General features: G+C 59.0%; 25 protein-coding genes. 18 read left to right on the top strand and 7 right to left on the bottom strand.

What is annotated here, in order from left to right:
• Positions 1–53: 53 nt before the first annotated feature.
• Entirely contained in the window at positions 54–1,157 is a 1,104-nt protein-coding gene (locus FBZ97_RS03595; RefSeq protein WP_113332261.1) for a calcium:proton antiporter, read from the top strand.
• 140 nt (positions 1,158–1,297) lie between these two features.
• Here the strand turns inward: FBZ97_RS03595 and FBZ97_RS03590 are convergent, their stop codons facing one another.
• On the bottom strand, positions 1,298–2,500 hold the full coding sequence (locus FBZ97_RS03590) for a pyridoxal phosphate-dependent aminotransferase (protein ID WP_113388916.1): 1,203 nt from the start codon (positions 2,498–2,500) through the stop codon (positions 1,298–1,300).
• A gap of 517 nt (positions 2,501–3,017) precedes the next feature.
• On the opposite strand from FBZ97_RS03590, the gene FBZ97_RS03585 reads away from it, so the two are divergent.
• The 5 genes from FBZ97_RS03585 (at position 3,018) to FBZ97_RS03565 (ending at position 7,335) form a co-directional block, all read left to right on the top strand.
• Positions 3,018–4,178: a PQQ-dependent sugar dehydrogenase gene (locus tag FBZ97_RS03585; RefSeq protein WP_145316564.1), complete on the top strand. Its 1,161-nt coding sequence runs from the start codon at positions 3,018–3,020 to the stop codon at positions 4,176–4,178.
• 99 nt (positions 4,179–4,277) lie between these two features.
• Positions 4,278–5,168, top strand: a complete 891-nt coding sequence (locus FBZ97_RS03580) for a DMT family transporter (protein WP_145316562.1) — start codon at positions 4,278–4,280, stop codon at positions 5,166–5,168.
• 498 nt (positions 5,169–5,666) lie between these two features.
• A complete protein-coding gene (locus tag FBZ97_RS03575) occupies positions 5,667–5,882 on the top strand; it encodes a cold-shock protein (RefSeq protein WP_004116423.1) in 216 nt (71 codons plus the stop codon).
• 148 nt (positions 5,883–6,030) lie between these two features.
• Positions 6,031–6,468, top strand: coding sequence for a BA14K family protein (locus FBZ97_RS03570; protein WP_095435387.1), 438 nt, complete (start codon positions 6,031–6,033; stop codon positions 6,466–6,468).
• A 321-nt stretch (positions 6,469–6,789) separates the two neighbouring features.
• A complete protein-coding gene (locus FBZ97_RS03565; protein WP_145316560.1) occupies positions 6,790–7,335 on the top strand; it encodes a nucleoside kinase in 546 nt (181 codons plus the stop codon).
• Positions 7,336–7,346: 11 nt separating this feature from the next.
• Here the strand turns inward: FBZ97_RS03565 and FBZ97_RS03560 are convergent, their stop codons facing one another.
• The gene (locus FBZ97_RS03560; protein WP_145316558.1) at positions 7,347–7,991 is read right to left on the bottom strand and encodes an MBL fold metallo-hydrolase; all 645 of its coding nucleotides are present in this window, start codon (positions 7,989–7,991) and stop codon (positions 7,347–7,349) included.
• A 244-nt stretch (positions 7,992–8,235) separates the two neighbouring features.
• On the opposite strand from FBZ97_RS03560, the gene FBZ97_RS03555 reads away from it, so the two are divergent.
• From FBZ97_RS03555 to FBZ97_RS03530, 6 genes are all read left to right on the top strand, one after another.
• Entirely contained in the window at positions 8,236–8,874 is a 639-nt protein-coding gene (locus FBZ97_RS03555; protein WP_145316556.1) for a DUF1236 domain-containing protein, read from the top strand.
• A gap of 247 nt (positions 8,875–9,121) precedes the next feature.
• Positions 9,122–9,385, top strand: coding sequence for a hypothetical protein (locus FBZ97_RS03550; protein WP_092711633.1), 264 nt, complete (start codon positions 9,122–9,124; stop codon positions 9,383–9,385).
• 457 nt (positions 9,386–9,842) lie between these two features.
• The gene (locus FBZ97_RS03545; RefSeq protein WP_173004631.1) at positions 9,843–10,313 is read left to right on the top strand and encodes a MarR family transcriptional regulator; all 471 of its coding nucleotides are present in this window, start codon (positions 9,843–9,845) and stop codon (positions 10,311–10,313) included.
• Between the two features lie 76 nt (positions 10,314–10,389).
• Positions 10,390–11,091: a response regulator gene (locus tag FBZ97_RS03540; protein WP_069612646.1), complete on the top strand. Its 702-nt coding sequence runs from the start codon at positions 10,390–10,392 to the stop codon at positions 11,089–11,091.
• Positions 11,092–11,114: 23 nt separating this feature from the next.
• Positions 11,115–12,497, top strand: coding sequence for an ATP-binding protein (locus tag FBZ97_RS03535; RefSeq protein WP_069612647.1), 1,383 nt, complete (start codon positions 11,115–11,117; stop codon positions 12,495–12,497).
• Positions 12,498–12,508: 11 nt separating this feature from the next.
• On the top strand, positions 12,509–13,090 hold the full coding sequence (locus tag FBZ97_RS03530) for a DUF1349 domain-containing protein (protein ID WP_145316554.1): 582 nt from the start codon (positions 12,509–12,511) through the stop codon (positions 13,088–13,090).
• Positions 13,091–13,124: 34 nt separating this feature from the next.
• Here FBZ97_RS03530 and FBZ97_RS03525 read toward each other — a convergent pair whose 3' ends face one another.
• From FBZ97_RS03525 to FBZ97_RS03510, 4 genes are all read right to left on the bottom strand, one after another.
• Complete coding sequence (locus FBZ97_RS03525) at positions 13,125–13,466, bottom strand: tRNA-binding protein (protein ID WP_145316552.1); 342 nt, start codon at positions 13,464–13,466, stop codon at positions 13,125–13,127.
• Between the two features lie 119 nt (positions 13,467–13,585).
• Positions 13,586–14,425 (bottom strand): pyrroline-5-carboxylate reductase, encoded by an 840-nt coding sequence (proC, locus tag FBZ97_RS03520; RefSeq protein ID WP_145316550.1) that lies wholly within the window; start codon positions 14,423–14,425, stop codon positions 13,586–13,588.
• A gap of 1 nt (position 14,426) precedes the next feature.
• Positions 14,427–14,927, bottom strand: coding sequence for a YbjN domain-containing protein (locus FBZ97_RS03515; RefSeq protein WP_069612651.1), 501 nt, complete (start codon positions 14,925–14,927; stop codon positions 14,427–14,429).
• Between the two features lie 390 nt (positions 14,928–15,317).
• A complete protein-coding gene (locus FBZ97_RS03510) occupies positions 15,318–15,578 on the bottom strand; it encodes an accessory factor UbiK family protein (RefSeq protein WP_069612652.1) in 261 nt (86 codons plus the stop codon).
• Positions 15,579–15,842: 264 nt separating this feature from the next.
• On the opposite strand from FBZ97_RS03510, the gene lgt reads away from it, so the two are divergent.
• From lgt to FBZ97_RS03480, 6 genes are all read left to right on the top strand, one after another.
• Positions 15,843–16,730, top strand: coding sequence for a prolipoprotein diacylglyceryl transferase (gene lgt, locus FBZ97_RS03505; RefSeq protein WP_069612854.1), 888 nt, complete (start codon positions 15,843–15,845; stop codon positions 16,728–16,730).
• A gap of 77 nt (positions 16,731–16,807) precedes the next feature.
• Positions 16,808–17,905 carry a class I SAM-dependent methyltransferase gene (locus FBZ97_RS03500; protein WP_145316548.1) on the top strand — a complete coding sequence of 366 codons (1,098 nt, stop codon included), beginning with the start codon at positions 16,808–16,810 and terminating at the stop codon, positions 17,903–17,905.
• A gap of 136 nt (positions 17,906–18,041) precedes the next feature.
• Complete coding sequence (gene pgeF, locus FBZ97_RS03495; protein WP_113332251.1) at positions 18,042–18,824, top strand: peptidoglycan editing factor PgeF; 783 nt, start codon at positions 18,042–18,044, stop codon at positions 18,822–18,824.
• A gap of 1 nt (position 18,825) precedes the next feature.
• Complete coding sequence (locus FBZ97_RS03490; protein WP_145316547.1) at positions 18,826–19,977, top strand: Xaa-Pro peptidase family protein; 1,152 nt, start codon at positions 18,826–18,828, stop codon at positions 19,975–19,977.
• 55 nt (positions 19,978–20,032) lie between these two features.
• Positions 20,033–20,911 (top strand): hypothetical protein, encoded by an 879-nt coding sequence (locus FBZ97_RS03485; protein ID WP_113332249.1) that lies wholly within the window; start codon positions 20,033–20,035, stop codon positions 20,909–20,911.
• A 104-nt stretch (positions 20,912–21,015) separates the two neighbouring features.
• The gene (locus tag FBZ97_RS03480; protein ID WP_069612657.1) at positions 21,016–21,948 is read left to right on the top strand and encodes a ribose-phosphate pyrophosphokinase; all 933 of its coding nucleotides are present in this window, start codon (positions 21,016–21,018) and stop codon (positions 21,946–21,948) included.
• Positions 21,949–21,962: 14 nt separating this feature from the next.
• On the opposite strand, the gene FBZ97_RS03475 is transcribed toward FBZ97_RS03480, so the two are convergent.
• On the bottom strand, positions 21,963–23,198 hold the full coding sequence (locus FBZ97_RS03475; RefSeq protein ID WP_145316545.1) for an MFS transporter: 1,236 nt from the start codon (positions 23,196–23,198) through the stop codon (positions 21,963–21,965).
• Positions 23,199–23,218: the final 20 nt, after the last annotated feature.

Here is a 23,218-nt window from a genome sequence, read left to right as displayed (position 1 = left end):
TGCGAAATCCTTGCTCTAGAGTGCAACCGTGAATCGGCGCAAAGGTGGGGAAAGTGATCATAACGAAATGGTTTAAGCAGGAGAAAAACCTGCTAGTGGCACTGGCGATTGCTGTCGTCGCCTATGTCGGCGAGCATTCCATACTGGAAATGGGCCAAGGCACTGCGATGGTCGCCGCCGTGGCATTGATCGCGACGATTGTATTAGCATCCATGCGCGTCGCCCACCACGCAGAGACCCTCGCCGTCAAGGTCGGCGATCCCTACGGCACGATGATCCTCACTCTTTCGGCCGTTGCGGTCGAAGTCATCATCCTCGCCATCATGATGAGCGGCGAGAGTTCGCCGACACTGGTGCGCGATACCATCTATGCCGCCGTCATGCTCGATATCAACGGCATCCTCGGTCTTGCTGCTCTTCTCGGCGGTCTGAAACATGGCGAACAGCCCTATAATGACGATTCCAGCCGGACCTATGGCGTTATGATCTTGACCGCTATGGGCATTTCGATGATCGTGCCCGAGTTCATCCCGGATGCGAAATGGCACTACTATTCGGCCTTCACCATCGTCGCGATGATCGCGCTCTATGCGCTGTTCCTACGCATGCAGGTCGGCCGCCACAGCTATTTCTTCAGCTACAGCTATCCGCGCACGGAGAAGAAGCTCGCTGCCGGAGAGGCTGAAGAGCATCATGAAGAAGAATCCACGACAACTTCGATCGTCACGATCTTGATCGGCGTCGTGCTGATCGGCGTGCTGGCGGAATTCATGTCGGCCTTCATGGATACCGGCCTCAAGGGCACGGGCGCTCCGCCCGCCATCGCCGCGATCGTCGTTGCCGCCATCTCCGCCGCACCGGAAATTCTGACTGCTCTGCGGGCGGCGCTCAGAAATCGCATGCAGGCGACAGTCAATATCGCTTTAGGCGCCTCTCTTTCGACCGTCATCCTGACGGTGCCGGTCATGGAGGCGATTGCGCTCTATACCGGCCAGCCCTTCATGATGGCCATGTCGCCAGTGCAGACGGTCATGGTAATGATCACCCTGATCGTCGCCGCCATCAACCTCAACGACGGCGAAACCAACGCCATTGAGGGCATGACCCATTTCATTCTCTTCGCCACTTTCATCATGCTGACAGCGCTCGGTCTTTGATTCCGATTTCAAAGACTTGCGCCGACTGGCGGATTCAAATTGCGAAACGCTTGAATCAGTTGATGAAGATGAAACCGGCAAGCTGAATGCAAAAAACCCGCCATCTCTGGCGGGCTTTTCAATTGAACGATTATGGCCGCTTACTTGCAGGCGCCGCAGAAGCGCTGGATGCGGCGGCAAGCTTCCTCGAGCAGCTCCTCCGAAGTCGCGTAGGAGATGCGGAAGTTCGGGCCGAGGCCGAAAGCGGAACCGTGGACGACGGCCACACCTTCCGATTCCAGCAGTTCGGAGACGAAATCCTCGTCCGTCTCAATGACCTTGCCGGTCGGAGCCGTCTTGCCGATCAGGCCGGCGCAGGACGGATAGACGTAGAAGGCACCTTCCGGAACCGGGCAGGAAATGCCCTTCGCCTGGTTCAGCATCGAGACTACGAGATCGCGGCGACCTTCGAAGATCTTCTTGTTGCGCGGAATGAAGTCCTGCGGACCGTTCAGCGCTTCGACGGCAGCCCACTGGGCGATCGAGGTCGCACCCGAGGTCTGCTGACCCTGGATCATGTCCATCGCCTTGATGAGCTGCAGCGGGCCGGCAGCATAGCCGATACGCCAGCCGGTCATCGCATAGGCCTTCGACACGCCGTTCATCGTCAGCGTGCGGTCGTAGAGGCTCGGCTCGACCTCGACCGGAGTGGCAAACTTGAACTCGCCATAGGTCAGGTGCTCGTACATGTCGTCGGTCAGGATCCAGACATGCGGATGCTTGACCAGCACGTCCGTCAACGCCTTCAGCTCGGCATGCGAATAGGCCGCGCCCGACGGGTTGGACGGCGAGTTGAACATGAACCACTTGGTCTTCGGCGTGATCGCCTTCTCAAGATCGGCCGGCTGAAGCTTGAAGTTGTTGGCCTGTGTCGTGGCGACGAAAACCGGCGTGCCACCGCACAGCGACACCATTTCCGGGTAGGAAACCCAGTAAGGCGTCGGGATGATGACTTCGTCGCCGGGGTTCAGCGTCGCCATAAAGGCGTTGAACAGGATCTGCTTGCCGCCCGTGCCGACGATGGTCTGCTCGGGAGCGTATTCCAGATTGTTCTCGCGCTTGAACTTGGCCGCGATCGCCTTGCGCAGTTCCGGAATGCCGGCAACCGGCGTGTACTTCGTCTCGCCGCGATTGATCGCGTCGATGGCCGCCGTCTTGATATTATCGGGCGTATCGAAATCCGGCTCACCGGCGCCGAGGCCGATCACGTCGCGTCCTTTTGCTTTCAGCTCGCGCGCTTTCTGGGAAACGGCGATGGTGGCAGAAGGCTTTACACGGGAAAGAGCGTCGGCAAGAAAGGCCATGGTGATCGGTCCTATTCGGTTGAAAATGGCAGAAAGCCTGTGGACCAGATTTCTGCGCTAAGCTCTATGTCGAATATGGGCCGACGTTTCAAGCACAAAGGCGTCACAGTGGCTTTATTTCATGGGTTTCCGGGCCATGTGCATAAGCTTTCCTTATCCGGCTAGAAGCCCGGCCGCGAGCGCGCTTGCCGGTTTTGCCCGGACCGCATGGATCGTAGCCAGGCATCGCCGATCGATCCAAACTTGAATCATTACGCGAAGCGCCTGAATCGGATTCTGAGGATGCTGGGAATTTCTAATAGAGATCAAATACTTCCCTCGGTATCATCTTCCCACGGGGCCGGCCGGATGCCTCTTGCGTGCAAAACGCCTCCCTCGCAAGCAGGCTTGAATGAGCCGAAAAGCATCCATCAGTCAAAAGCGAGAACACAAAGGCGTTATCGGCTCCGCAACCAGCCTTGAATGGCAACTTAACGGCCCCACCTTGCAAAAGCGAGGCTATTGGGAGGTCAGACAGATGCGTGAGGCAAAAGCGGATTCAGGCGGAAACCGATTTGCGATCGCCTTGATGGTCTGTGCCCTGCTGACGGCAACATCGGTGTTTGCCGAACCTATACAGACCATCCAGACGCAAAAGGTCGACGTCAAGGTCGAGACGATCGCGGCCGGGCTGGAACATCCCTGGGCGGTTGCCGTACTGCCCGATGGTGCCTATCTCGTGACCGAACGGCCAGGCCGCATGCGGCTCATCCGTGATGGCAAGATTTCCGCTCCAATCTCAGGCGTCCCCAAGGTTTATGCGCATGGTCAGGGGGGCTTGCTGGATGTGGAACTCGATCCGAAATTCTCCAGCAACCGCACCCTTTATTTCACCGCCTCGGTGGCAGGCGACGGCGGAAGCGGTACGGCCGTATTCCGCGCCACACTATCTCCTGACGAAAAGCAGCTGACCGATGCGAAGCGCATTTTCGTGATGAACAAGCTGTCGCGCGGAAATCTCCAATACGGCTCGCGCATCGCGATCGCCCGCGATGGTAGCCTTTTCGTCAGCCTTGGCGATCGCTTCCAACAGGATCGCGCCCAGGATTTTCAAGACGATGCCGGCTCCATCATCCATATCGGCGCCGATGGCAGCATTCCTGCCTATAATCCGTTCAGAGACGGAAAGCGTGCCCTTCCCGAAATCTGGACGAAGGGCCATCGCAATCCTCAGGGCATCACCTTCGACAGCCAGACGAACAAACTCTATACGGCAGAGCACGGCGCTCGGGGCGGCGATGAGATCAACACGCCCGAAGCCGGCAAGAACTATGGCTGGCCGGTCATTTCCTATGGCGTCAATTACAATGGTACCAAGATCGGTATCGGCACGGCAAAGGCCGGCATGGAACAGCCCCGCTTCTATTGGGACCCTTCGATTGCGCCCGGCGCTATTGCCGTCTATCGCGGCAAGATGTTTCCCGAATGGAACGGCGATTTCCTCGTCACGGCGCTGAAGTTCGAGCTGCTCTCACGGCTAAGCCAGAACGGCAAAGGCAAAATCACCGAGCGGGAACGCATGTTTGAGGGAAAATTCGGCCGCTTGCGCGACATAACGGTCGCGCCCGACGGTGCGTTGCTGATCACGACGGATGAAAGCGACGGTGCGCTTCTGAGGATTTCGAGAGCAGCAAGCTAGGCTCAACGCGCCGCTTGGGGCATCTTTCGGCCTTGCCGCAAGCAAAAGCAGCTGCTAACGGTCGGCCTCATTCTTTCCTCCCCTTCCCGCAGGATGCAGATGTCTCGCATACAGGCGAATTTGTTGTTGTTGCTTGCCGCCGCGATCTGGGGCGGCGGTTTCGTTGCGCAATCGACAGCGATGAAGGCGATCGGACCCTTCTGGTTCATCGGCCTCAGATTCGCCGTGGCCACCATGGTCGTCCTGCCTTTCGTGTGGATGGAAAACAGGAAGGCCGCCAAGCCGCTGACGCCTCGCAACTGGCTCTTCTTTCTGCTGATTGGCCTCGCTCTCTTCGGCGGAGCGGCAACGCAGCAGCTCGGCCTACTGACAACGACGGTCACGAATTCTAGCTTCATCACCGGTCTCTACGTGGTCTTCGTGCCGCTGATCGCCGTTATCTTTCTGCGCCGCTCGCCGCATTGGGTCATCTGGCCCGCGGCATTGATGGCGCTTTGCGGCATCTACCTGCTGTCGGGTGGCTCCTTCTCGCGCCTCACCGTCGGCGATTTCCTGACCGTGATCTGCGCACTCTTCTGGGCAGCGCAAATCACGCTCGCCGGCTCCGCCGTTAACGACACCGGCCGGCCGCTTGGCATCTCCGCCACGCAATTTGCCGTCACCGCCGTTCTCGCTCTCGCGGTTGCCGTCGCCATCGAACCGATCACCATCGCCGATATTAGCGCCGCACTCGGCGAGATCCTCTATGTCGGCATATTTTCCTCAGGCCTGGCTTTCGCGTTGCAGATCATCGGCCAGCGTTATACGACCGCGTCGCAGGCGGCGATCTTCCTGTCTTCGGAAGCACTGTTCGGGGCTTCACTCGGCGCCTTGCTGCTCGGCGAAACCATCGGCCCTCTCGGCTATGCCGGCTGCGCCTTGATGTTTACGGCGATGCTGGCCGTGGAATTGGTGCCGGAATTGACTCGGCGGCGCGACGCCACAGCATAAAAAACGCCGGAAATGCGCGCTTTTAGGCGCTTGACGGCATGGCACGCCAAAATTTTTCGAACAATCGAAAACGGCTGTTCACACCAGCGGATTTGGGGAAATTTCGCCAAAACTATATCGCGAGCGATGCAAAACCCTTAGAAACTTGTTTCAAAGTGGGAAAATTTGCGAATCGCCTTAACATATTCGCGTTACGGTATTGTGCCTGTTGTGCCACGTTAAAAAACTTTTGCTTGCCAATTTCCCATAAACACAGCACTCTCAACAGTGTTCGGGCATTTTTAGAGCATGGGAAGTCCTAATAGAATTGCGAGCCGGAAACGCTAATATTCCGGTCAGCTTGGTCGAGAAGCGGGGTGGCAAACATCGCATCGAGACCATGCCGAGTTACGGGGACCTTTTCCTTCAAATTTCGAGAACTGCCTGCAAGCGCCCGCAAGGGCAACTGAAGTAATGCTGCCCGTGTGGATGGTGGGCAGAGAGAAAAGGACCTGAGGCATGGCCGAGACTGGCACTGTAAAATTTTTCAATACCGATAAGGGCTTCGGTTTCATCAAACCGGACAAGGGTGGCGCGGACATCTTTGTACACATTTCTGCAGTTCAGGCTTCTGGTCTGGCAGGATTGTCGGAAAACCAGAAGGTAAGCTTCGACACGGAACCGGATCGCCGCGGCAAGGGGCCGAAGGCCGTCAATCTGCAGATTGCTGGCTAAGACACCTTACGGCTTTCAAATTCGAGTTGAGGCCCGGCAGCAATGCCGGGTTTTGTCATTCAGTCTGCATTCAGTTTGCCACGTATAATTTGCCTCCCATGAAAGGGCGGGAATGACTTTTGTCCCGCTTCCGTTAGAGGATAGGCCAATGACCATACTCGGCAAAACGCTTGTCATGTCCGCCGTCGCGGCGGCATTGACGATCACTTCCATGAGCGCCGCTTCCGCCGACGAATACTGGCGCCATCACAACCGAGACGGCTGGGCATTCGGCGCCGCCGGGCTCGCAACCGGCCTGATCGTCGGCTCCGCCATTGCCAGCCAGCCGCGCTACGTCGAACCGGCCCCGGCCTATGTCGACCCAGGCTACGACGCTCCTCCCCCTGGCTACTACTATCGCCCAGCACCGCGCCGCGTCTATGTCGAACGCGACGTCAGCTATTATGCGCCAGCGCCGGCATACGGTCTGCGTCCTTGGTCGTCCGCATGGATGCGCTATTGCTACGACCGCTACAGAAGCTTCGATGGCCGCACCGGTACCTATGTCGGCTTTGACGGCATGCGCCATTTCTGCACGGCCGATTGATTTCAGACGTGCCCCGAATGACAATGCGAGGAACCAGGGCGCCGCTTTCGAGCGGCGCCCGATTGATGCGGAATAGCTCCTATCGGGAAGCGTTTGTCTTTCCGCCTGGATTTGCGGCAGCGTCCCCGCATTGCCGTCTCTCGCACACTGAACGCTCCACGCTTTCTCTGAAACAACGTCTCTGATAAGAACGCCGGCCCCATTGCGCCCAAAACTCTCATCCAAACACTCTGTGATAATGTCCTGCCATGGTCACACTGGCATTTTATGCGTGTTGCCATCATTTCTGGCTGTGCGAAGAAGCTTTTCAGAGGTTGGAGAATGGGCGTCAGGAATTACTTGATCGACGGCGTTTCTGGAGCTGGCAAGACCGCAGTCGCCATAGAGCTGCAGCGGCGCGGTTATCATGTCATCCATGGCGATCGTGAGTTGGCCTATAAGGGCGATCCGGAAACGGGCGAACCGCTGGATGCCTCTGCCCTTCAGGAGCACATTGGGGATGTGGCTTTCAGGCACAGACATCACCTTTGGGATGTCGGCAAGGTCAAATCCCTCGTCGCCGATCGAAGCCATCCGACCACCTTCTTCTGCGGCGGCTCAAGGAATTTTCATCGCTTTATCGATCTGTTCGATGAGGTCTTCGTGCTCAACGTCGATCTGGACACGTTAAACCGCCGGCTTGCCGCCAGACCGGAAGATGAGTTTGGCGGCAAGCCCGCCGAGCGAGACATCATCGTGCGATTACACGCGACGCAGGAGGACATTCCGAAAAACGCGATAAGCATCGACGCGACAGCGCCGCTCGCCAGCGTTGTCGACGATATTCTTTCCAGATGCCGCGAAACTGCGGGGCAAAAGGCCCGCTAGCAACGTTTCGCCTATAACCCGCGCAGGAAGGGATTGGTGCGGCGCTCGTCGCCGATCCGGCTGCCTGGCCCATGGCCGCAGATGAAGCCGACTTCATCGCCAAGCGGGAAAACCTTGTCGCGGATCGATTCCAAAAGCTGCTGATGATTGCCGCCGGGCAGATCCGTTCTGCCGATCGAGCCGTTGAACAGCACGTCGCCGAGATGGGCAAAGCCCTGCTTCCTGTTGACATAGATGACATGGCCGGGCGCATGGCCCGGGCAATGGAAAACCTCGAATTCATGCTCGCCGAAGGAAACCTTGTCGCCCTCCTTCAGGAAGCGGTCCGGCGTAACGTTGCGCACGCCGCTGATGTTGAACATCTTGCCTTTGGCTTCGATATCCTCCAGCAGGAAGCGATCGTCCTCATGCGGGCCGATCACCTCGATGCCGAGTGCCTCACGCACCTCGTCGGCACCGCCGGCATGATCGATATGGCCGTGTGTCAGCCAGACGGCCTTGAGGGTAATGCCGTTCTCGCGCACCGTCTGCAGGATGATATCGACATCGCCGCCCGGGTCGACCACCACGCCTTCCTTGGTCTCCGGATCGAACAGGATGGTGCAGTTCTGTTCGAAAGGGGTCACCGGAATGATGCCGGCCTGGAGCATGCCCATGGAGCGCCTCGTCTGTTTGATCGTCGTACTGCCGGTATAACGGCAAACATCAGACAAAGCAGCCCCCGAAGCTTCAAAGTGGTCCAAACGCGGCAACCGAACCTCAAGATTCGATAATACCCATGTTTTCAAACGCTTATTTGATCCTCCCATCGAACGATGACCTATTGGTGTCCGGCAAACCGGAACACTCAGGCACTCAAAACGTTGAAGATAGGTCTTTCAAGACAGAAGGAGAAAACCAATGTCCTTGAAAAGAAATCTGTTGCTGACCGGCTTTGTCCTTCTCGGCAGTGCGGGTCTCGCCCAGGCCGAGATGGCCGCAACAACCGCCACCGATATCGAAGTTCGCTCCGGTCCAGGCGCGGAATTCCCGACCGTTGGTGTCGCCACTCGCGGGTCCGAAGCAACACTCGACGGCTGCGTCGAAGGTAGCCGCTGGTGCCGGGTCGACGTCAATGGCATGCGCGGCTGGGTCTATGCGCAATATCTGAGCGTCGAACAGAATGGCACCTCGGTCGTCGTTCAGGACCACCGGGATGACCTGGGCATTCCCACCATCACCTATGAACAGACCGATCCGATCCAGACCGGCAGCGTCCAGCGCGTTCAGCCCGATCCGAGCGACGAATTGCTGGGGCCCGTCGATCAGAGCGGTGGCGATGTAGTCGCAATCACCCCGCCTGAGGAAGTCCGCACCTATATCGACGACAATCCGGTCGATACCGTTCAGTTGCGTGGAGATCTGGTGGTTGGCGCCACCGTTCCGCAAAGCGTGGAAGTACACCGTATTCCAGACTACCAATACAGCTACGTCGAGGTAAACCACCAACCCGTATTGGTCGATCCGGGTACACGCCGCATCGTCTACGTCTACCGCTGATTCGCCTCGCAGGACCACATAAGATGGCGAAATTGACATGCGGTGGGTCGGCCGCATGTCCAAACCGAGGATTTCCCCTGAAATTATTAGGGAATTCTCCCGTTTGAGTTGTTCTTCTATTTCCAGCGATCCGTGCATGATGTAATCCTAATATCGATGAAGGATTATCGCCGCTCCCTGGCATCGATCCGGGACGCCGCGAGAGGGCATCCGGAAGCGTCTCCGGAACTATGGGAGAAGGGCAGTCATGGAAAGTCTAGGGCCTATCATTACGCAATTGATTGCCGGTGCGATCGGTGGCAACGCCGCGAGCGCCGTTTTGAAGCAGGATGGGATCAATCTCATTGCGAGAACGATTGCCGGAGCCGTGGGTGGCCTTGGCGGCGGCCTGATCCTGAACCTGATCGGCAGCGAAGCTCTCACCGGCCTCATCGCGCAAGGCATATCCTCGTTGGTCGCCGGCGGCGTGCTCTCCGCGATCGTCGGTGCCGTTCTCGGCCGTAAGTCGTAACTAGATCGGATCGCACAAGCCGGGCCGACAAACACCCGGCTTGTGCGGATCAACATCAATTCCGTTTGGCAACAGGCGCATCTCGCCCCTGCCTTGAAGCGGATGGCGCGGAAAAGATACCCGCTTTCACGATGGTTGCCGCTCGACGGCCGGGCATGCGCGACCTTCAGCAAGGGCGCCTGCCTCTCGCCCCATTGTTCTCTAACAATCTCGCCACCTCAAGGCATGATTGCTATCGGCCATATTCTGCCCCTGTGGCGACGGATTAATATACAGGATATGTTGGAGTTTTTGCGGGACCGCGCTTAATTTCCCGATAGGGCAGCCCGTTCGGGCCGCACGGCATTGTGCGAAAGCGGGCAACGACGTAGAAATGCGTCAATAGAGCTGACATATTTTTGCGGAAATTTCCCGGATGCTCCATAATAGGAAAGGAAATGTCACGGTGCCACGACAGATGAGCCAGAATGCGGCAAAAACGGAGCTGCTGGGCACACCGATGCAGAACGCGGGAAGCATCGATTTCGAGATTATCGAGCTGCTTTTCTTCGCCTACCGTGATTTTGTCTCCGATCCGGACCAGATCCTCGTCAAGAGCGGTTTCGGCCGGGCCCATCATCGTGTCGTCCATTTCGTTAACCGGGAACCCGGCATGACGGTTGCGGACCTTCTGGAAACATTGCAGATCACCAAACAGAGTTTGGCGCGGGTTCTCAAACAATTGATCGATTCGGGTTATATTCGCCAGGTCGCAGGTCCGGAGGACCGGCGGCAGCGCAAGCTGTATCCGACGCAAGCCGGCCGCGATCTGGCGCTGGCGCTGGCCGAGCCGCAATCGCGCCGCATTGAAAGGGCATTCGAAGGCGCGTCGGAAGCGACGCGCGAAAGCGTGAAGCGTTTCCTGAGGGGAATGCAGACGGGGAAATGACGGCGATTCAGCCCGCGGTGCCGGTGCGGAGTGCCTCAATGCAATCGATGGGTAGGACAGGATCGAGACGGACCGAATGACGACAAAAGCAGCAATCTCGGATGACGCAGCACATCTTTTGGTGGTGGACGACGACACACGTATCCGTGCCCTCCTCAATCGTTACCTCATGGAGAAAGGTTTTCGCGTCACGTCTGCTGCCGATGGCGCCGAAGCCCGCCGCAAGCTGGAAGGGCTCGACTTCGACCTCATCATCATGGATGTGATGATGCCCGGCGAATCCGGCATCGCGCTGACGTCGAGCCTGCGGGCGATCAAGAACATTCCGATCATCATGTTGACGGCACTGGCTGAAGCCGACTCCCGTATAGCGGGCCTTGAGGCCGGCGCGGACGACTATCTGCCAAAGCCCTTCGACCCGCGTGAGCTGGTATTGCGCGTCAACAATATCCTTCGCCGCAATGCGCCCGCCGATTCCCCGAAGATCGAGCTTGTGATGTTCGGACCTTACACGTTTTCGCTCACCCGCAAGGAGCTGAAGAAGGCGGCGGAACTCATCCGGCTTACCGACCGCGAGCAGGAAATCATGCTGTTGTTTGCCAAGCGCGCCGGCGAGACCATCCCGCGTCACGAGCTCATCGGCAATGACGCGGAGGTGGGCGAACGAACGATCGATGTGCAGATCAACCGGCTGCGCCGAAAGATTGAAGACGACCCGGCCAACCCTATCTGGCTGCAGACGGTGCGTGGCATCGGCTACCGCCTTAGCATAGACTGAGATCGGCTCCGCGGGACCAGGTGATGGTGACATTCGATTCGATCAGACGCGACCAGGATCACACGCCGTCCAACGGATTGCGGTGGCTTTCGCGCTGGATGCGTCGCTATATCCTGCCGACCGGCCTCTATGCCCGCTCATTGCTGATTTTCATTCTGCCGATGATCATCCTGCAGGCGGTGGTTACCGTCGTCTTCATGGAGCGCCACTGGCAGATGGTGACTCAGCGCCTGTCGATGGCGACAACGCGCGACATCGCCGCCATCATCACCATCATCCAGACCTATCCGCAGGATGCCGACTATTCCGCCATCACCCAAATGGCACGCCAGAAGCTCGATCTCGCCATTTCGATCGAACCGGGTGGCGAGCTGCCGCCGCCCGCCGAAAAACCGTTCTTTTCGATCCTCGACGGCATTCTGAGCGACGAGATCCGCGACCAAATTAATCTGCCATTCTGGATCGACACCGTCGGCAATTCCAGCCTGGTCGAGATCCGCATCAAGCTGCCCGACAAGGTGCTGCGCGTCTTCGCTAAGCGCAGCCAGACTTATGCGTCCAATACCCATATCTTCATTCTGTGGATGGTCGGCACGTCTCTGGTCCTGATCGGTATCGCCGTCCTGTTCCTGCGCGGCCAGATCCGTCCGATCCTGGCTCTCGCCCAGGCGGCGGAAAGCTTCGGCAAAGGACAGCGACTGGAAAACTATTCCCCCCGGGGCGCCGACGAAATACGCCGCGCCGGTCTCGCCTTCATTCTGATGCGCGAGCGCATCGAACGGCAGATCGAGCAGCGCACGGCGATGCTCTCCGGCGTCAGCCATGACCTGCGAACCGTTTTGACCCGCTTCAAGCTGCAGCTTGCCCTTGTCGGGGAAAATCCGGATCTTGCCGGCCTTAGCGAAGATGTGGAGGACATGCAAAGCATGCTAGAGGGCTATATGGCCTTCGCACGCGGCGAGGCAGAAGAAGATGTCGGTCAGTTCAAGCTCAGCGATATCTTCGAGAAGATCCAGCAGGACTTCACGCTGCACGGTAAATCCATGAGCTTCTCCATCGACGGTGACGATCAAATCTCCGTCCGGCCGAATGCCTTTACCCGCCTGGTGACGAACCTTGCCACCAACGCCCGGCGCTATGCCAACAGCCTTCGCATCGAAGCAAGGCACAGCGCCAAATGGCTGACGATCATTTTCGATGATGATGGCCCCGGCATTCCAGCCGCGGCACGCGATGACGTCTTCAAACCGTTCTTCCGGCTGGATTCGGCCCGCAATCTCGACAAGTCGGGCACAGGCCTCGGCCTTGCCATAGCGCGCGACATCGCCCGCAGCCATGGCGGCAACGTCACGCTTGGCGACAGCCCGCTCGGCGGCCTGCGCGCCACTATCCGCATTCCTGCCTGAGGAGGCGTCACATGGCGATCGATATCGATGGCATGCACTGGCTGAATGCGCCGCCGATGTGGGAGGTGAACCAAGGACGATTGTTTGTCCGTTCCGGCGACAAGACCGATTTCTGGCAGGAGACCTATTACGGCTTCCATCGCGACAACGGTCATTTTCTCGGCATGCCGCGCCGTGGCGATTTCACCGCAGCAGTCACCTTTGTCGGCCACTATCGCGAGCTTTACGATCAGGCCGGCCTGATGATCCGCCACGATGCCAGGCGCTGGATGAAATGCGGGATCGAATATACCGACGGCGCCGGGCATTTCAGCGTCGTCGTCACCAATGGCAATTCCGACTGGTCGGCCTTCCGGCTCGATCATGAATTCGATGCCATGTCGGCACGGGTCACGCGCAACGGCGATGCCCTCTTCATCCAGTATCGCACCGACCGCATGAGCGAGTGGCGCATGGCGAGGCTCGCCTGGTTCGATCCGATGCTGGAGGAAGTGTCGGTCGGTCCCGCCTTCTGTTCGCCGCAACGCGAAGGCTTCGAAGCGGAATTTCTCGATTTCAGCCTGAGCGACCCGCTATCGAGGGACATCCACTGAGGGCACTTCCCTTCGATTGCGAAAGGGATACCGCTCACATCATCTTCTTACCGTTCGGCACCGGCTGGGTCACCGCAGCGAGAACGATTGCGCCGGACTCATCCTCGAAACCGAGCGTCAGCACTTCGGAACGCACCGGTCCGATCTGGCGTGGCGGGAAATTGACCACCGCCAGCACCTGCCGGCCGATAAGAGTTTCCGGCGTATAGTGTACGGTGATCTGTGCGGAGGAGCGCTTGATGCCGATCTCCGGCCCGAAATCGATCCTGAGCTTGTATGCGGGCTTGCGTGCTTCCGGAAAAGTCTCCGCTTCGATGATCGTTCCGACGCGGATATCCACCCGCTCGAAATCGCCATAGCTGATCTCTTCCGTCATGCCCTGTCCTTTGTCGAAAACCTGGAACGCTTCAGCGCTTCGCAGAACGGCTAAACCGTTCCAGCTCTTGGCTTTTACGCAATTCAGGCGGAAACCGCTATGCACTTTTCCTGAAATTGTTAGCCTGCCAGCTCCTGCGCCCGCTTGCGCGCTGCTTCCAGAGCCGCATCGAACAAGGGCTGCATGCCGTCTTCCGCCATTAGCACGCCGAGCGCCGCTGCAGTCGTTCCGCCGGGAGACGTCACATTCTGGCGCAGACGCGAAGCGTCGTCGGGAGACTGGTGCAACAATTCACCAGCCCCCGCGACGGTTTCCCGTGCGAGCCGCATGGCGAGGTCCGCCTGCAGGCCAAGCTTTCGGCCCGCCTCCGCCATGCATTCCACGAGATAGAAAACATAGGCAGGCCCGCTGCCCGAAACCGCAGTCACCGAATCGATATCGGCTTCGCCAGGCACCCATTCGACCGGACCGGATACCTTCAACAGGTTCTGGACCAGCTGTCGCTGGCGATCGCTTACGCGCGCATTGGCAAAAGCGCCGGTCACGCCGCGCCCGACCATGGCGGGCGTATTCGGCATGGCGCGCACCATGGCCGCGTCTCCCAGATGCCTCTCAAGCGCAGAGAGAGTCTTACCGGCCGCGATGGAGACGACGACGGTCGTCTCTCCGACGAGCGGTTTGAACGGCGGCAGAACCGCATCCATGAGTTGCGGCTTGACGGCGATGAAGAGAACGCCCGCCGTCAAGCCTTTCGGAACTTCGGTGACATGGCTTGCGCCCGCATCCGCAATCATTTTCCGCATCGCTTCGGCCGGATTGGGATCGACGACAACGACCGAAGAGCCCGGCACGCCGCTTTTCAGCCACCCCGTCAGCAATGCGCCACCCATATTGCCCGCGCCGATCAGAACGATTGGCCCGGAGGATGCAAATGCATTGGCGGATTGTTCACCTGTCATGTCACGCTTCGCCTACCGTTTCGAAGAGTACGGCTTCCATGGCGCGGTTTGCATCGAGCCCGGACCATACGACAAATTGGAAAGCCTGATAGTAAGCCTCGCATGTGTCAAGCGCGTTGGAAAGCAGCACTTCCACCTGCCTGTTCGTGGGTTCCGCCCCGCCCGACAAGAGCAGCGATTGACGGAAGATGACGATGTCTTCCTGACGCCACAGATCGAAGTGGCCCATCAGCACCTGCCCGTTGATGCAGGACAAGAGCTTGATCACCTCGTTGACGCGCGGGTCCGGAACCTTGACATCGAATGCGCAGGCTATGTGCAGCGCCTCGAATTCCTCCATCCAGGAGAACGAGACGTGATAGTCGGTCCATCGCCCTTCGACGGTCATGGCGATTTCGTCTTCGCCCGACCGTTCGAACGACCAGTCGTTGTTGGCAGCAACGAATTCGATCATGTCGACCGGATTCGATTGTCGTTCGGCTTCCATTTCCATAAGGCTCATGCAGCACCTTCTTGACCGGATCGGTTGCAGTTTTCCCGTGGCTCGACACTGAAAGAACGCAAACAATTTTACTCCGGAAACATCCTCGGGATGATGTTGAACGGCTGCCAGACTAACGCTTCCACCATGCCCGGGGCTTACCAAGTCCGTTTCGAATCATCATTTAAAATCAGTGTATAGCGGCATGCCCGGCATGCCAGCCCCTGAACGGTGATTTTGGAAACGGCACTGTGGAAAGCTCTTCCGACGCCTATTCAGAAGGGAGTCATAACCGACTCTGGCGATTGGCTTTTTTGCCTATGTCCACAGGTGGAAAAACTGGCGGAAATTTTCAGAGGAAAAAGGCACGGCAAACGGGTGCCGCGCCGATCAGCAAACAGAAGTCCAGGCTTATTTGCCCTTTGAAGCGAGCTTGGCTTCGAGCGCTTCGATTCTCGCCAGCAGTGCCTCGTTTTCGTCGCGCGCCTTGATCGCCATTTCGCGAACGGCCTCGAATTCCTCGCGCTTGACGATATCCATGCTGTTCAGCCAGCGCTCGGCATGGGCATTAAAGGCGGTCTCGATTTCGCGGCGCACGCCCTGGGCAGCACCGGCGGCATCGGTCATCAGCTTGGCGAATTCATCCAAGATTCGGTTCGGTCCAGTGCTCATTGCAATCTCCTTGCGGCCGTCGGCCCTCAACGGTCAGGCATCGATATGGGCCAGATAGTGCTGAGGTAGGATTTCCAAGGGGCCGATGCAAGCAAATTGAGATAGGACTGGACAACCGGACCTGCCATCTCGGCGAGATCAACAATCGACTTGACCGTTTCGACAGCGAACGCCATGTTCCGCGCACATTTTGGATATTTAGCATGATCCTGCCCCGAAATGGCACGGTGCTTTCGGGAACATGCTGCAACGGGCCTGACGATCTTGCTGACATCCGCCAATCTCGCCGCTATCCTGCCTTTTCCGGATATCGATCCGGTCGCCGTTTCTCTCGGCCCGGTTTCAGTCCATTGGTACGGGCTTGCCTATGTCGCCGGCATTCTGCTCGGCTGGTTCTATGCCAGGCGGCTGGTCGACAATGGCAAGCTCTGGCTGAACGATACAGCACCGATGACGCGCCAGCATCTGGATGACTTCATTCTCTGGGTCGCCTTCGGCATCGTTCTCGGCGGCCGCATCGGCTATATCCTTTTCTACGATCTCGATCCGGTCCTGGCCAATCCGATCCGTGCCATCGAAGTCTGGAACGGCGGCATGTCTTTCCACGGCGGATTAATAGGCACCACCATCGCTATGATTTTGTTCGCAAGGCGAAACAAGATTCCCGTCTGGAGCCTGTTCGATATCGTCGCCGCCGTCGCCCCGATCGGGCTTTTCTTCGGCCGTATCGCCAATTTCATCAATGGCGAGCTCTGGGGTCGCGTCACGGATGTTCCCTGGGCGATGGTCTTCTGCAGCCCACATGTGATCGCCGCCCATAACGGCGTGTGCCCTGCAGGCCCAGACCCGCGGCACCCGAGTCAGCTTTATGAAGCCGGCATCGAAGGCATCATCCTCTTCCTTATCCTCTTTGTGCTTACGCGCTGGGCGCTGACGCTGAAGAAACCGGGCACGGTCAGCGGCATTTTTGTCATCGGCTACGCTTTCTCGCGTATTTTTGTCGAATTCTTCCGTCAGCCTGACGAGCAGCTCGGTTATCTGCTCGGCACGAACTGGCTGACGATGGGGATGGTGCTTTCGCTTCCGATGGTGGCGATAGGGCTTTGGGCCGTTATCCGCGCCCGTCAGGCAGCGGCAAGGCAGATGGCTTGAGGTGGGGTTCAATATCGCGTGGTCTTCTCGACAGACGCTCCCAGTCTGTCTGGGCCACGCATTAGCGAAAGCATAGAATGACGACGGCGCTCGGGGAAAAAATCAAAGCCATCATCCGCACCAACGGGCCATTGAGCATCACCGATTATTTTTCGCTGTGTCTCGCCGATCCGGTGCATGGTTACTACAAGACGCGCGAACCTTTCGGCCAATCCGGCGACTTTGTCACCGCGCCCGAAGTCAGTCAGCTATTCGGTGAGATGATCGGCGTCTTCATGGTGCATGCCTGGCAGCGACATGGAACTCCTGCCGAGGTGCGTCTTGTCGAAATCGGTCCGGGCCGTGGCACGATGATGTCCGACATGCTGCGCGTCATCGGCAAGCTGGCCCCGCCGCTCTATGATGCCATGACGGTCCATCTCGTCGAAACCAGCGAGCGCCTGCAGGGCTTCCAGCGCCAGACCCTTGATGCCTACGGCGCAAAAATCTCCTGGCATACGGATTTCGGCGAGGTGCCTGAAGGTTTCACCCTGCTCGCTGCCAACGAACTCTTCGACGCCATTCCCATCCGCCAGTTTGTTCGCACCGCCAACGGCTTCCGCGAGCGCACGGTCAGCCTCGACGCCAACGACGAGCTGAGCTTCACGGCGGGCGTCGCCACGCTCGATCCTGCACTTCTTCCAGAGGGCGGACTGCCGCCGATCGGTACGATTTTCGAAATCGCGCCCGCCCGTCAGGCCGTTATGACGACGATCTGCGATAGGCTTGCCGCTCATGGCGGCACGGCGCTTGCCATCGACTACGGCCACATGGCGACAGGCTTCGGCGATACGCTGCAGGCCGTGCGCATGCACGAATACGAGCCGCCGCTGGAACATCCGGGCGAAGCGGATCTCACCAGCCATGTCGATTTCCAGCATCTGGCGCAAACCGCCCTCGCCTCCGGCATGCACATTAACGGCTGCTGTCATCAGGGCGATTTCCTGGTCGGTCTCGGCCTGCTGGAGCGGGCGGCAGCCCTTGGCAGAGACCAGGATGCGGCGACCCAGGAGAACATCCGTGTCGCCGTGGAAAGGCTGGCAGGCGCCGGCGAAGGCAAGATGGGAGAGCTCTTCAAGGTGCTGGCGGTCTCCAGCCCGGCGATCGATCTCCTGCCCTTTCGTCCCGTCGGCTGAAACGTGACCATCGATCCCTACGCATTGACAGTGCGCGCCGGACTGGGCCAACATCCCAGTCAAATCGAACTGCTTCGCCGCGGCTGCGTTATTCATCGCACGACAGGCTGAACCAAGACATCAAGGGACACTGCAGTTGCCGACACCACTTGCAAGCACGCTGCTGAGCGCCGCCGAGGCTGCCGGCATTCGCCATGGCTATTTCACCCGCGCCGGCGGCGTTTCTGAAGGCCTTTATCGCGGGCTGAACGTGGGCTTGGGCTCACATGACGATCGCGAGCACGTGCAGGAAAACCGCCGCCGCGTGGCCGGCTGGTTCGGTCTGCCCGTCGAACGGCTCGCTACCGTGCATCAGATCCATTCACCCGATGTCGTGACAATCGGCACATCTTACGATGGCAGCCGGCCGCAGGCTGATGCTATGGTCACGGCGACACCGGGCATCGCAATCGGCGTCCTCGCCGCCGATTGTGGCCCCATCCTTTTTGCCGATCCGGAAAATCGGGTGATTGGCGCCGCTCATGCGGGGTGGAAGGGCACGCTGACCGGTGTGCTGGAAAATACCATCGATGCGATGGAAGCGCTTGGCGCGCGACGTGAAGCGATCCTTGCCTGCCTCGGCCCATCGATCAGCCAGGCGAGCTATGAGGTAGGTCCCGAATTCGTCGAGCGCTTCATCACTCATGATCCCGATTATGCCAAATATTTCGCCCCTTCGGAACGCGACGGTCATGCCATGTTCGATCTGCCGTCCCTCACGGTCGATCGGCTGCACAAGGCGGGCGTCACCGCCGAAAGCCTGAACCTGTGCACCTATCCGGATCCTGAGCGCTTCTTCTCCTATCGGCGCACGACGCATGCGAAGGAGCCGGATTACGGACGGCAGATTTCCGCCATCGCCATCGGAAAGGCAGCTTGATATGGCCGTGCATTTCGAACGCAGCGAATTCGATGCTCGTCTGGCACGGTTGCTGGCGAGAATGCAGGAAGAAAAGCTCGATGCCATGCTGCTCTTCGCACAGGAGAGCATGTATTGGCTGACGGGCTACGACACGTTCGGCTTTTGCTTTTTCCAGACGCTGGTTGTCAAGGCGGATGGGTCGCTGACGCTCCTGACGCGCTCGGCCGATCTGCGTCAGGCGCAGCTGACCTCCGTCATCAGCGACATCCGCATATGGGTCGACCGCGTCAACGCCGATCCGACGCTCGATCTCAAGGAGCTCTTGTCCAATCTCGATCTGCTCGGTGCCCGTATCGGCGTCGAATACGACACTCACGGCATGACGGGTCGCATCGCTCGCCTGCTCGATCATCAGCTTGCAAGCTTTGGACAGATCATCGATGCCTCTTATCTTATCAGTCGTCTGCGTCTGACGAAGAGCCCGGCGGAAATCGCCCATATCGAACGGGCCGCCGCACTGGCCGACGATGCCCTCGACGCAGCCCTGTCTGTGGTCAAGGCCGGCGCGGACGAGTCGGATATTCTCGCGGCCATGCAGGGCGCCGTCTTTTCGGGTGGAGGCGATTATCCCGCCAACGCATTCATCATCGGCTCGGGTGCGGAAGCCCTGCTCTGCCGCTATAAGTCCGGCCGCCGCAAGCTCGACGCCAATGACCAGTTGACGCTCGAATGGGCCGGTGTGGATGCGCATTATCACGCTGCTATGATGCGCACGGTCGTCATCGGCACTCCCAGCCATCGCCATCGTGAGCTCTACAGCGCCTGCCTGGAAACCCTGCAGGCGATCGAAACGATCCTGATGCCGGGGCATACTTTCGGCGACATCTTCGACATTCATGCGAAGATCATGGACGAGCGCGGCCTTGCCCGCCACCGGCTGAACGCCTGCGGCTACTCTCTCGGCGCCCGCTTCTCGCCGTCATGGATGGAGCACGAAATGTTCCATATGGGCAATCCCTTGGAGATCCAGGAGAACATGTCGCTCTTCGTCCATATGATCATCATGGATTCCGACAGCGGCACCGCCATGACCCTCGGACAAACCTATTTGACGACCTCACAGGCGCCAAAAGCCCTTTCTCGCCACCCTCTCGAATTTCTTAACCGTTAGGGGCGTAAGATAGCGATCCTGGACGGTAAGACCGTCGGGAGAAAGGATCGCGTCTATGGGACTGGTCAGGATAACGTTGACTGTCGCCGGCTTTTGCCTCGCGCTCTCCGCCTGCAATACCACGGACGCCCTGACGCCGCCCGAAGCCATCGGTGATGTCAGCTCCAGCCCGGTCACGCAGCGCGACGTCGAGCGCATGGCTTCAGCGCCCCAGCGCCGCCAGGTCTATCAGGACACGCAGGACAGTTACGGTTATCGGCAGCAGACCTCCCAGCAAGCCTATCAGCCGCAAAGTTACGGCGGGAGCGGCACGCTCGACGAGCAGGCCTCGGCGCTGAGGTCGAGCGGCAGCAATCCATATGCCTCCCGCCCGCTCGACGGCTCCCGGACCGCCTCCATCGCTCCGTCTAACAATCAGTTTTCGGAGGCCGACGAACAGCGCGAGGCCGACCGGCGCCTGTCGGACGACCCACAGCCACAGCAGCAGCAACAGAGTGCAGACGATCCTCAACCGGAACAGCAGCAGCCGGATCAACAGGCGTCGCTGCCGCCCACGGCCGCGGCCGGCGGCAACAGCGTCCGCTTCCTGCCGATCATCGGCGCTCCCGTGGAAGCCGTCACTCCGCTGTCGCGCCAGCTTGGTGCCGACGCCCGTTCGCTTGGCCTGACGATCAAGAGCTCAAGCGATTCCAGTGCCGCCTATATTCTCAAAGGCTATCTTTCCGCCTTTGAAGACGGGCCGCAGATTTCCGTGACCTACGTTTGGGATGTGCTTGATAGCAACGGCAACCGTGTCCACCGCATCCAGGGTTCAGAAAGCGCGCCTCTGAAGCGTGGCGACCCTTGGTCGGCCGTTCCTCCAACGGTCATGCAGAAAATTGCCACCAAAACCATGTCGGAATTCAATTCCTGGCGCGAATCCAACGGTGGATAGCTAAAAGCTTTTCAGAAATATGAAGCTAACGTGTCTCTCCCTCTTGCATTCGAGAGCAAGGCGGTTAAAAGCGCGGCTATCAGGTTGGTAATAGGCGGGCCACAATGAAGGTTTTCGCAGGCAATTCGAACCGGCATCTTGCCGAAGCGATCTGCAATTATCTCAACGTTCCCTTGGGAAGAGCTAGCGTCCGTCGGTTCGCCGACCAAGAGATTTTCGTAGAGATCCAGGAAAATGTACGCGGCGAGGATGTGTTCCTCGTGCAGCCGACGTCGTTTCCGACCAACGATCATCTTATGGAACTGCTGATCATGATCGATGCGATGCGCCGCTCGTCGGCGCGGCGCATAACCGCGGTTATCCCCTATTTCGGCTATGCCCGCCAGGATCGTCGCGCCTCGGGGCGCACCCCGATCTCGGCCAAGCTGGTGGCCAATCTGATCACCGAGGCCGGCGCTGACCGCGTACTGACCCTCGACCTGCACGCCGGCCAGATCCAGGGTTTCTTCGATATTCCCACGGACAATCTCTATGCGGTTCCGATCCTGACGCGCGATATCAAGGCGAATTACGATATTGGCAACGTGATGGTTGTCTCGCCCGATGTCGGCGGTGTCGTGCGCGCCCGCGCCCTGGCAAAACGTCTTGACTGTCTGTTGGCGATCGTGGACAAGCGCCGCGACCGCCCGGGTGAGTCCGAAGTGATGAACATCATCGGCGAAGTGGCCGGGAAGGATTGCATCCTGATCGACGATATCGTCGATTCCGGCGGCACGCTTTGCAATGCTGCCGAAGCACTGCTCGCACAAGGTGCGGCAAGCGTTACCGCCTATATCACTCATGGCGTTCTCTCCGGCGGCGCGGTGACCCGCGTGGCAAACTCGAAATTGAAGGAACTGGTAATTACCGATTCCATCCAGCCGACGACCGCCGTACTTTCGGCGCCGAATATCCGCGTTATCACGACGGCGACCCTCATCGGTGAAGCCATCAACCGCACCAGCCAGGAAGAATCGGTTTCAAGCCTGTTCGACTGAGCCTGAGGCCCGCCTCAGGTGGCCTTTGCTCCCGCAGGATGCGCCTGTTTCCATGCGAGCAGGCCAATGCCCAACAGCCCCGAGATGAAGACGGTCGCGCCCGATCCCATAATCGAAGGCCCGATGCCGAACCACGCAAACAGGGTTGGCGACATCAGGTAGGCCAGAAGCAGGCCGGTGAATATCGCGCACATCAATAGACGATAGACCTGCGCCAGACGATGCGGCTCGCAGCGCGTCTGCATCAGGTGCAGCGTGGCAAGGTTCTCGAAGGGACCGTTGATCGCCGCAAAGCAGGCAACGATCATCAACCCGATCCGATCATGCATCAGCGGCAGCAGGAAAACGCCAGATCCGAAAATGAGCTTCGCCACGATGATCCAGACCACCGGCCGGCGCGGCTTGACGCTGCCGAGGATCAGGTTGGTGGTCAGGTTGCCGACGCCGTAAGCCGTCATCATCAGGCTATAGTCGGTCAACGGGTTGGCGCTGGTTTCGCGCAAATGCAGGATCATGCCGAGCAGGATGCCCATCGCCCAGGCAACGTTTCCCATCAGGTTGGTGAAGAGGCCATAGAGGATTGACGCATGGCCCCGCGCTGCGCGCCAGCCACCAAGAACGCCGTCCACCACGGCCGCCATTCCGGAGAAATCCCGGCGCCGCGGCGGCGTCGGAAGTTTCGCCACCGCCAGCCACACGGCAAGCGCCGACAATATGAAGGTAGCAGCCGTGACCGTGAAGAACTGAGATTTCGGCAGGAGCCCATTCACAAGCGCGATCAGGCTCGGGCCGAGAATACGCGCCATGCGGCGGGTGGCATCGAACAAGCCGTTGGTCGCATGCCGGACTTCGGCATCGACGGCAATCACCGGCAGAGTCGCCTGCAGCGACGGATCGAACGTCGACGTCAACAACGCGATGCTTCCGGCAAGCACGATCAACAGCGGCAGGCTCATCAGATGCAGAAGACCTGCCAGGGACAGCATCAGCAATAGAGCCGCACGCAGCAGATCGGCAGTGATCATCGTCGTGCTGTACCGCCAGCGATCCGTGACGATGCCGCCGAACAGGCTGCCGAACAGCAGCGCGCCGGACTGCAATGCGGAGACATATCCCGCATCGCGGCCGATGAAATCGGCCGCAATCCAGACGACTGCGACCATGTAGAATTCGGAACCTGTAGCCGCCAGCACCTGGCCGGCCCATAAGAGAGAGATCGAGCGCTGGCTCAGCGGCTTCAGGACGAACATGATCGCATTCTGACTTCGGA

The organism is Rhizobium sp. ERR 942 (assembly GCF_007828395.1).
GTDB lineage: Bacteria > Pseudomonadota > Alphaproteobacteria > Rhizobiales > Rhizobiaceae > Rhizobium > Rhizobium dioscoreae.
This window is presented reverse-complemented; position numbering and strand designations above follow the sequence as displayed.